This is a genomic window from uncultured Muriicola sp., assembly GCF_947258935.1.
Taxonomy (GTDB): Bacteria; Bacteroidota; Bacteroidia; order Flavobacteriales; family Flavobacteriaceae; genus Muriicola.
Map to the genome: position 1 here is coordinate 53,855 of NZ_CAMYKH010000005.1, position 10,259 is coordinate 64,113.

The window sequence follows — 10,259 nt, forward strand, 5'->3', positions numbered from 1 at the left end:
CACAGTATATGTATTTGATAAATAACGATGATGAAAAGAATTGAAGAACTTTTAGAGGAACGTATCCTTGTGTTAGACGGCGCCATGGGTACAATGCTTCAGCAATATAAATTTACGGAGACTGATTTTCGGGGAGTTCGATTCAAAGACTGGCCCCATCCATTACAGGGGAATAATGATCTGTTGTCTCTTACCCAGCCACAGGCAATAGCCGAAATTCATCAGAAATATTTTGAAGCAGGTGCAGATATCGTGGAAACTAATACCTTCTCAGGAACCTCCATAGCCATGGCCGATTATCATATGGAAGACTTGGTCTATGAATTGAATTTTGAGTCGGCCAGGATCGCAAAAGAAGTAGCTGTAAAATGCACTGCCAGGGAACCCCAAAAGCCACGCTTTGTAGCTGGCAGCATAGGCCCAACGAATAAAACGGCCAGTATGTCCCCGGATGTTAACGACCCCGGTTTTCGGGCAGTTTCTTTTGAGGATCTACGCCTTGCTTATCGGGAACAAGTGGAGGCCCTGCTAGATGGAGGAGTTGATCTTTTATTAGTAGAAACTGTATTTGATACGCTGAACGCGAAAGCTGCCTTGTTCGCAATTGAAGAAGTTAAGGAGGAAAGAGGTATTTCAGTACCAATTATGATCAGTGGAACCATAACAGATGCTTCGGGCCGAACCTTATCTGGTCAGACAGCCGAATCTTTCCTAATATCTGTATCACATATCCCTTTTTTATCCGTCGGTTTTAACTGTGCACTCGGGGCAAGTCAACTCGTTCCCCATCTGGAAATATTATCGGCTAAAACGCCTTTGGCAGTATCTGCCCATCCCAATGCGGGCTTGCCAAATGCCTTTGGGGAATACGATCAGAGTCCGGAGGAGATGGCCTTTCAGATAAATGAGTATTTGGAGAAAAGCCTTGTAAATATTGTGGGAGGATGCTGCGGAACAACGCCTGCTCATATTAAGGCCATCGCTAAATTGGTCCAAGAATTTGCACCCAGAAAATGTTTGATCTCCGTATGAATCCAAAGAAGCAACATATCGTGCAAGATCCACCCTCTTTTCTGTCTTCAGAAGACAGGAATGTGGATAAAAAGCACCTAAAACTTGCGGGCCTGGAACCTCTGATTGTTACACCGGAAAGCAATTTTATAAATGTAGGAGAACGTACCAATGTAGCCGGATCCCGTAAATTCCTCCGACTCATCAAAGAAGGAAAATTCGATGAAGCCGTTGATATTGCCAGACACCAGGTAGAGGGTGGGGCACAGATCATTGATGTGAATATGGATGATGGCCTTATTGATGGGAAGGAAGCCATGGTGAAATATTTAAATCTAATCCTCGCAGAACCCGATATTGCCAGGGTTCCCATCATGATAGACAGTTCTAAGTGGGAGATCATTGAAGCTGGTTTGCGCGTGGTACAAGGAAAATGCGTCGTTAATTCTATCAGCCTAAAAGAAGGGGAGCAGGAATTCATCAGACAGGCTCAACTAATTCGTCGCTACGGAGCTGCGGTGATTGTTATGGCTTTTGATGAGAAAGGACAGGCAGATAATTACGATCGCCGACTTGAGATTGCCAGCAGATCTTATGACATTCTGGTGAACAAAGTGAAATTTCCACCGGAAGATATCATTTTCGACCTAAATATTTTTCCTGTGGCAACAGGTATGGATGAACACAATCGCAACGCGGTAGATTTTATTGAGGCTACCAAATGGGTAAGGGAGAATCTTCCTCATTGTAGCGTAAGTGGCGGCGTAAGTAATGTTTCCTTTAGTTTCAGGGGGAATGATACGGTACGCGAAGCCATGCATTCGGTCTTTTTGTACCATGCCATAAAGGCCGGGATGAATATCGGTATTGTAAACCCTGCCTTGCTTGAAGTCTACGATGACATTCCTAAAGATCTCCTGGAACAGGTAGAAGATGTAATACTAAACAGAAGGCCCGATGCTACAGAACGCTTATTGGAATTTGCGGAAAAAGTTGTAGGTAAGACCCGTGAGAACAAACAAGATCTTTCGTGGCGAGAAGAAGGGCTGCAAGACAGAATAACCAGGGCTCTTGTAAAGGGAATAGACCAATATATTGTGGCCGATGTGGAGGAGGCTCGTCAATTGGCAACCAAACCCATTGAAGTGATCGAGGGTCATTTGATGAATGGGATGAATGTCGTAGGCGATCTGTTTGGAAGCGGCAAAATGTTTCTTCCCCAGGTGGTGAAGTCGGCCCGGGTGATGAAAAAGGCCGTTGCCCATCTCACTCCTTTTATTGAGGCCTCTAAGGATGCCACTTCGCGAGGGGCAGCAGGAAAGATTCTGATGGCGACGGTAAAAGGCGATGTGCACGATATTGGGAAGAACATTGTGAGTGTGGTCCTGGCCTGCAACAACTATGAGATCATAGACCTTGGGGTGATGGTGCCTCCGGAAAAGATCATTCAGAAAGCGATAGAAGAACAGGTAGATATCATTGGTTTGAGTGGCTTAATTACACCCTCCCTCGATGAAATGGTATTTTTGGCTAAGGAAATGCAACGCAAAAATATTACAGTGCCCTTGTTGATAGGGGGCGCTACTACAAGTAAGGCACACACCGCTGTTAAGATAGATCCACAGTATGGGGCGGCAGTTGTACATGTAAATGATGCCTCCAGAGCAGTGACTGTTGTTGGCGACCTGCTGCAAAAGGAGCGCTCTCAGGGATATAAAGAGCAACTAAAATCAGAGTACGAATCTTTTCGTAATAAATTCCTGGAACGAGGGAAACGGAAGGAATACATTTCTATCCATGATGCCCGTAAGAACAAGAAGTTCCTCTCATGGAAGACTTCTAAAATTGTAAAGCCGAAGAAGTTAGGGACTCAGATTATAGAAGAATTGGATCTGAAGCTATTGCGACCTTTTATAGATTGGTCACCCTTCTTCCGAAGTTGGGAACTTCATGGTAAATATCCCGAAATACTAGCGGATGCTGTGGTTGGGGAACAAGCAACTGAACTTTTTAAGGATGCTCAAAAGATGCTCGATGAGATCATCGAAAAAAAATTACTGCAAGCAAAGGCTGTTTTTGGAATTTACAGTGCAAATACGATCAACGAAGATGATATTGAAGTAATAGATCCCGTTTCGGGCAAGAAATTCATCTTCCATACACTGAGACAGCAACTTAAAAAGAAGAAAGGGGTTCCACATCTAGCTCTGGCCGATTTTATGGCACCAAAAAAAGATGGAGCTAAGGATTATATAGGTTGTTTCTGTGTAACAGCCGGGTTTGGAACTCAGGAATTGGCACAGGAGTATGAGAAGGCAATGGATGATTATAATGCTATCATGATAAAGGCCCTGGCGGACCGATTGGCGGAGGCATTTGCAGAATATTTGCACCTCGAAGTTAGAACAAATCACTGGGGATATGCGGCAGAAGAAACACTCAGTAATGAAGAGTTGATCAAAGAAGCGTACAAAGGAATCCGACCTGCACCTGGCTACCCTGCCTGTCCGGATCACCTGGAAAAAGAGACTATTTGGGAGCTGCTGAAGGTAAAGCAATCTATAGGAGTAAAACTTACAGAAAGCCTCGCTATGTGGCCTGCCGCAAGTGTAAGCGGATATTATTTTGCTCATCCTGAAGCGCGGTATTTCGGCCTAGGGAAAATAGGGCAGGATCAGTTGAAGGACTATGCCAAAAGAAAGGGTATTTCCCTTGAAATGGCCCAAAAATGGCTTGCTCCTAATTTAGTGGAAGAATAAAAGAATGTAAAAAGCATGAAAGTAACCGAACATATAGAAAAATCGAAAGGAAGCACTCTCTTTTCCTTTGAGATCATACCCCCCGTAAAAGGTAGAAGCATACAGGAATTGTATGACAATATTGATCCACTCATGGAGTTCAATCCGCCTTTTGTGGATGTAACAACCTCCAGAGAAGAATATGTATATATAGACAGAGCCGGCCTGCTCGATAAGAAATTAACCAGAATGCGTCCCGGCACTGTTGGTATTTGTGCCTCTATAAAACACAAATACGATGTGGATACTATACCCCACGTGTTATGTGGTGGATTTACAAAGGAGGAAACAGAGTATCTTTTGGTAGATTGCCATTATCTGGGAATTGAAAATGTGATGGCGCTGCGAGGTGATGCCATGAAAGAGGAGACCTATTTTGAACCAACCAAAGGGGGGCATAATTTTGCATCAGATCTGGTTGTTCAAATCCATGATCTCAATGACGGTAAATATTTGCATGAGGTGATAGAGACTGATAATTGTTCAGATTTCTGTATTGGAGTAGCCGGGTACCCCGAAAAACACATGGAGGCTCCCTCTTTGCAAACAGATCTTAAATGGTTGAAGAAGAAAGTTGAACTGGGCGCTCACTACATTGTAACCCAAATGTTCTTTGACAATCAAAAATTCTTCGATTTTGTGAAAGCGGCAAGGGCAATAGGGATTACCGTTCCCATCATCCCGGGAATTAAACCCATTGCGGTAAAAAGACATTTACAGCTTCTTCCCCAGGTTTTCCGGATAGATCTTCCACAAGACCTTATTGATGGAGTAGAGAAATGTAAGAACAATAAGGAAGTACGTGAGCTTGGGATCGAATGGGCCATTACTCAATCTAATGAACTCAAAGCTGCCGGAGTTCCTGTGTTGCATTATTATTCTATGGGTAAGAGCGATAATATTCAGGAGATCGCAAAAGCTGTTTTCTAAAGGAAAATAGTTTCCCGCTAAGGCTAGATCCATCGTCCGAATAATTCCTATTTTTACACCCCATGAATATCAGAACCCTAATTTTCTGCCTGCTTTATTGTTGGGGATGCTTTTCGCAGGAGGCGGATATACCTCATAAATGGACGGTTGACCTTAGCTCTTTCTACGGCTCCATACTTTTACACAATACAGACATTTCCCATTTGATAAGTGAACATCCCTCAGGGGTTATTTTGGGGTTCAGTAAACAAACCTTTGGTTACGAAGGCTGGGAAGAAAAATTCAATTATCCGGATACAGGTTTTTCCATGGTGTATCAGGATATGAACAACCCTACTTTGGGTCATAATCTTGGGATCTATGCCCATTACAATTTTTATCTACTAAAGAGAAACCTGCAGTTTAGAATAGGACAAGGAGTGGCCTATAATACCAATCCTTATGATAAGACGGAGAATTTTAGGAATAACGCCTATGGCACTCATCTGTTGAGCTCTACTTATCTCATGATGAATTATCAAAAAGAAAAAATATTCGAGAGATTAGGAATAAAAGCAGGGATTTCTGTTGTGCATTACTCCAATGCCAATGTAAAGGCGCCCAATACTTCTACGAACACATTTGCCTTTAATGCCGGACTGGTTTATGATCTGCAAGGCGGAGAGACTCTAGAGTTTGTCAAACAAGGAGAACAAGAGTTTGTAAAGGAGCCAATAAAAGCCAATCTGGTCTTCAGAACGGGGATCAATGAGAGCGATGTAATTAATTCCGGGCAGTACCCTTTTTATATTCTATCTGCTTATGCGGACAAACGAATAGGAAGGTTAAGTTCCATACAGCTGGGAACAGACATCTTTTTTTCTAACTTTCTTAAGGACCTGATTAGATATCAGGCTGTTTCATTTCCTGAACTCAATGTAGATCCAAATGATGATTTTAAGCGGGTAGGGATCTTTTTAGGACATGAGTTTTTTATTAACAAGATGAGCATTATTACTCAATTGGGGTATTATGTGTATTACCCGTTCGATTTTGAAGGAAAGGTTTATAATCGCGTTGGGCTTAAGCGATATTTTGGAGAAAAATGGTTTGCAGCAGTCACTCTTAAATCGCATGCTGCCAAAGCCGAAGCGGTGGAAATTGGTGTGGGAATCCGCTTGTGAAACATGAGGAGTCAATTAATATGAACAAGCTTACATTTATAACTTTTTTTGGTTTCTTTGCGCTTCTAATCACGGGGTGCAATGGAGACAATGTACCCGATTGCTTCCAGAACGCCGGAGATTTGGTACGAGAAGAGGTGAGCCTGCCCAACTTTGAGAAGATCACTGTTTTTGAGAATATAGAACTCGTCTTGAGTGAAGGTCTGGTGCAGGAAGTGGTCATTGAAACCGGGGAGTTTTTGCGTTCGGAAGTAACTGCTGAAGTTGAGGGCGGCAGGCTGGTTGTTCGCAATACCAACAACTGTAACCTTTTCCGGGAATACGGGATCACAAAGATCTTTGTAACCTCTCCTAACATTAATGAGATACGAAGCAGTACAGGTTGGCCCGTCAGGAGTGAAGGCACACTTACATTTCCTGAATTGCAATTGATCTCCGAAAGTTTTAGCAATACGGAATCTGAAACAACTGATGGGTCTTTTGATCTCGACCTTGCCACACAGAATCTGACACTCGTAGCCAACGGAATTGCTTATTTTAAATTAAGAGGCAGTACGCAGCGCTTTAATGCTAATATATGGGCAGGAGATTCCAGGATAGAGGCGGAGGAACTAATTGTACAAGAGATGATCATCAACCATAGAGGAAGCAATGATATGCTGGTAAATCCGCAACTAATACTTCGGGGGGTGATCAGAGGAACAGGAGATGTGCTGAGCTTTAATCGGCCAGATTCTGTAGCAGTGGAAGAATTGTACAGAGGGCGATTGATCTTTAAGGAGTAGTACCAAAATGGGACTTATATCATACATAAGGCAACTTTTCTTTTCTGATGCTACAGGCGAGATCCCAGGGAATAAGGGAAACATAAAACTTTTTGATGCCCTGATGCAAGAATTCGTCGATACCGGCAAGGTTCCCGGCATGTCTATAACTGTACTTAAAAAAGGAGAGAAGCTCTTCCAAAAAGGGTATGGGTATGCTGATTTAGATAAAAAAATAGAGGTTGATCCTGGGAAGACTCTTTTTAGGATAGCCAGTGCCTCCAAACCTATTGCTGCCATCGCGCTGGCCAAAATGGTAGCAGATAAGAAGATCGATCTGGATACTTCCTTCTACAAATATGTACCTTATTTCCCCAAAAAAGAATTTGATTTTACGATTCGGCAACTCGCCTCTCATACTGCCGGAATACGCGGGTATCGCGGCAAGGAATACGCCTTGAACCAACCCTATTCCATAAAGGAAAGTTTAAAGATTTTTCAGGATGATCCTTTAGAATTTCCACCAGGGACGGATTATTTATACACGAGCTTTGATTGGGTTATGATCTCGCTTGCCATGGAGGAGGTGAGCGGAATACCCTTTTCGGAATATGTCAAAAAGGAAGTTTTAGATCCTTTGGGAATGCATTCCACTCATGTAGAATATCCGGAGGTTTCCAGAAGGAACAAGGCTACACCCTATACAAGGAGAAGATCTGGCTTTCGGTTGGCTATTCCGGTAGATAATCAATATAAATTGGCCGGGGGAGGCTATCTTTCTACCTCAGAAGATCTGGCAAAACTGGGGCAAGCTAGTCTGGAAAATGCCTTGATCCCTGCAGAGATCATGACACAATTCCTTACTCCTCAATGGATAAATGGAAATTCAACCTACTATGGCTTGGGATGGCAGGTAAGTGAAGATTCCAAGGGTCGACCGTTCATAGGCCATGTGGGCAATGGGATAGGCGGCTATAGCAATTTCTTTGTATATCCCCATGAGGAGGTGGTCATAGCCTTGCTGATCAATTGTACAGACCCCAGGATACAGATAGTCCTGGAAGAAGAAATATATCCCTTATTTTTTACGGAGGCTACTCATGCCTAATAGTCCATTTGAGTTCATTCGAATTAGTTATCTTTAAAGCGCTATGCAAGAGTATTTTGATCTATCACCTTTGGCTTTTTTTTGCTTTTAAAATATTTAACTAACTACACTTACCATGAAAAGAAGAGATTTTTTAAAGAATACGGCGGTGGCCTCTTCGGTCTCCTTGTTACCTTCCTCCATGTGGGGAATAAATCAGGATAAAAAATTGCGAACCGCCCATATCGGCGTAGGGGGAATGGGAGCGGAAGATCTGAAATCTGTTTCCTCGCATAAAATGGTTGAGGTAGTAGCGCTTTGTGATGTGGACACCAAGAATCTGGAAGCCGCTAAACTTCTTCATCCAAAAGCAAGGGTTTTTGCAGATTATCGTATGCTCTTTTCGGATATGGCGAATGATATAGATGCTGTGATCGTCTCTACTCCAGATCATACACACGCCCCTGCTTCAATGCTGGCCATGCAATTAGATAAACCCGTCTATTGTCAAAAACCACTAGCTCATCATGTCGCAGAAGTTAGGGCGATGCGTAAACTGGCAGAAGAAAAGAATCTAATAACCCAGATGGGTATTCAGGTGCATTCTTTTTACGATTATAAATTAGCCACCCTTCTGATCCAATCAGGGATCATTGGGAAGGTTTCTTGTGTCCGTGCCTGGTCACCCAAGAATTGGGGATATGATGGTCCGGCACCAACAGGTACGGATCCTATACCACCTAATCTGAATTGGAATTTATGGTTGGGAACCTCTGCAACCAGGCCTTATAAAGATCAGGTATACCATCCTGCCAATTGGCGGAAGCTGGTAGACTTTGGTTGCGGTACCTTAGGGGATATGGGAGTGCATATTTTTGACACCCCTTATAACGCGCTACAGTTAGATGTGCCTTTTACCGTAAAGAACCAATGCCGCAGACCTAATGATTTTGGATACCCTGAACGAAATACCGTAACCTATGAATTTCCCGGGACACCGTATACTGCCGAAACCTTGAAATGGGTATGGTATGACGGGAAAGGTGCCCCTGCCATGCATAAGGATCTTAAATTACCCAACAAAGAAAAACTTCCACTACAGGGGGCCATGTTCATTGGAGAAAAAGGAAGATTGCTCTTACCTCATTTTATGGAATTACCAAGGCATATTGTGGATGGGGAATATCAGGATATAGACGTAACCCCTTTTGAACTGTCAGGTCAGATAGGTGAACCCGTGCGAGACTACGGCCTGGAAGGTCATAAGCACTATCATCAGTTCGTGGATGCCTGTTTAGGGACAGATACCTGCACGGCTCCATTTTCATACTCTGCCCGACTAACGGAAACCATTTTGCTGGGAGTTATCGCCGGACAATTTCCAAATCGAAAATTACATTGGGATAATAAAACAGCCCGGTTTAAGGAAGCCAAGGCCAATAAATATTTAGCCGGTAATTATCGGGACTTTTAGCGAAAATTACCTATCCTTCTTGAGGAATAGATCACTGATTTCTTTGAACTTTTGGGTCTTTTTGAGTATCTTTAAGTGTAGGATAGTTGAGGGCAAATTTTCGGCTTCAATGATTGTACTTTTGTACTAAATGGATCAAACCATAAATTTTGGCTGGTCTATTTTTTATTTAAACAATGTCATAAAGTATGACTTGCTAAAAACCATGCACCTATATTTTAGTCTATATTAAATTTATTAGCTTATGCCTTTTCGAACTATTTGGGAAAAAGAAGGAATTAAATGGGAGTTCTACGACTTTGTGACCTCACGAGAAATTTGGGAAGCCAATGAGATATTTTTTGGCGATCCCAGGTCTAAAACTGCAAAATATCAGCTAGTTCATACCCTCGAAACTACAAGTGTCGAATGGAAACCAATAGACATAGTAGAAGTTTCGGTAAATGATGTGGCTGCCAGTAGGGTAATACGAAGGCTTAAGATGGCCTATATAGCCAGGGATGTTAAGATCAGGAACAAGATAGAAAAGTATGTGGAAATCTCCAGGAACTTAAATTCAGACTGGCATTTCAGGGGGTTTGAAGACGAAGCAGCAGCCCGCCACTGGATCTCTGGCAAGTAACCGATTATTTTGCCTTAATACAGAACTACAATTTGCTGCTATGGCAGAGGATGAAGTAATACCTCAAATCAAAAAAACTGCCAGATTTTAACAAACTTGATAGTAATCTTATGAGGTATTATTACCTTCAATATCTTATTGAAGAGTTTAAAGTAGAAACCGTAAGTGAGAAATGGTCTGCCCTTTGGCTTGTCATTATATTAAAGAACCGTGTAAAAGAGTGTTGAAATTAGATTTGATAGTTCAATATGTACAGAGAAGTAGAAGAATCACAAACATTACTTATAAATACCCAAACCAAAAGAATGGCGGCCCAAAACCGAAACTTATTCCAATTTGGATTTGGGCAATCGCCCTTTATGCCGCCTACCAGCGTTCAGCAAGCTTTAAAAAATGCAGTTAAGCATAAA

General features: G+C 42.5%; 8 protein-coding genes. All 8 read left to right on the plus strand.

The features are described from left to right. Positions 1-30: 30 nt before the first annotated feature. The 8 genes from Q0X72_RS01540 to Q0X72_RS01575 all read left to right on the plus strand — a co-directional run bounded on the left by Q0X72_RS01540 (position 31) and on the right by Q0X72_RS01575 (position 9,849). Positions 31-1,032, plus strand: coding sequence for a homocysteine S-methyltransferase family protein (locus Q0X72_RS01540; RefSeq protein ID WP_297761057.1), 1,002 nt, complete (start codon positions 31-33; stop codon positions 1,030-1,032). Next, positions 1,029-3,770 (plus strand): methionine synthase, encoded by a 2,742-nt coding sequence (gene metH, locus Q0X72_RS01545; protein WP_297761036.1) that lies wholly within the window; start codon positions 1,029-1,031, stop codon positions 3,768-3,770. Before Q0X72_RS01540 ends, metH begins: the two co-directional genes overlap by 4 nt. Before the next feature lie 15 nt (positions 3,771-3,785). Further along, entirely contained in the window at positions 3,786-4,739 is a 954-nt protein-coding gene (gene metF, locus Q0X72_RS01550) for a methylenetetrahydrofolate reductase [NAD(P)H] (RefSeq protein ID WP_297761038.1), read from the plus strand. A gap of 62 nt (positions 4,740-4,801) precedes the next feature. Beyond that, positions 4,802-5,902, plus strand: coding sequence for an acyloxyacyl hydrolase (locus Q0X72_RS01555; RefSeq protein WP_297761041.1), 1,101 nt, complete (start codon positions 4,802-4,804; stop codon positions 5,900-5,902). A gap of 20 nt (positions 5,903-5,922) precedes the next feature. Beyond that, a complete protein-coding gene (locus Q0X72_RS01560; protein WP_297761044.1) occupies positions 5,923-6,687 on the plus strand; it encodes a head GIN domain-containing protein in 765 nt (254 codons plus the stop codon). Positions 6,688-6,694: 7 nt separating this feature from the next. Next, on the plus strand, positions 6,695-7,774 hold the full coding sequence (locus tag Q0X72_RS01565; protein ID WP_297761047.1) for a serine hydrolase: 1,080 nt from the start codon (positions 6,695-6,697) through the stop codon (positions 7,772-7,774). Between the two features lie 115 nt (positions 7,775-7,889). Then, positions 7,890-9,227 (plus strand): Gfo/Idh/MocA family oxidoreductase, encoded by a 1,338-nt coding sequence (locus tag Q0X72_RS01570; protein WP_297761050.1) that lies wholly within the window; start codon positions 7,890-7,892, stop codon positions 9,225-9,227. Between the two features lie 244 nt (positions 9,228-9,471). Then, the gene (locus Q0X72_RS01575) at positions 9,472-9,849 is read left to right on the plus strand and encodes a hypothetical protein (RefSeq protein WP_297761053.1); all 378 of its coding nucleotides are present in this window, start codon (positions 9,472-9,474) and stop codon (positions 9,847-9,849) included. Positions 9,850-10,259: the final 410 nt, after the last annotated feature.

Bases quoted from the DNA above. Each gene is read 5' to 3' on its own strand.
- Q0X72_RS01540 (WP_297761057.1), top strand. From the start codon at position 31: ATGAAAAGAATTGAAGAACTTTTAGAGGAACGTATCCTTGTGTTAGAC.
- metH (WP_297761036.1), top strand. From the start codon at position 1,029: ATGAATCCAAAGAAGCAACATATCGTGCAAGATCCACCCTCTTTTCTG.
- metF (WP_297761038.1), top strand. From the start codon at position 3,786: ATGAAAGTAACCGAACATATAGAAAAATCGAAAGGAAGCACTCTCTTT.
- Q0X72_RS01555 (WP_297761041.1), top strand. From the start codon at position 4,802: ATGAATATCAGAACCCTAATTTTCTGCCTGCTTTATTGTTGGGGATGC.
- Q0X72_RS01560 (WP_297761044.1), top strand. From the start codon at position 5,923: ATGAACAAGCTTACATTTATAACTTTTTTTGGTTTCTTTGCGCTTCTA.
- Q0X72_RS01565 (WP_297761047.1), top strand. From the start codon at position 6,695: ATGGGACTTATATCATACATAAGGCAACTTTTCTTTTCTGATGCTACA.
- Q0X72_RS01570 (WP_297761050.1), top strand. From the start codon at position 7,890: ATGAAAAGAAGAGATTTTTTAAAGAATACGGCGGTGGCCTCTTCGGTC.
- Q0X72_RS01575 (WP_297761053.1), top strand. From the start codon at position 9,472: ATGCCTTTTCGAACTATTTGGGAAAAAGAAGGAATTAAATGGGAGTTC.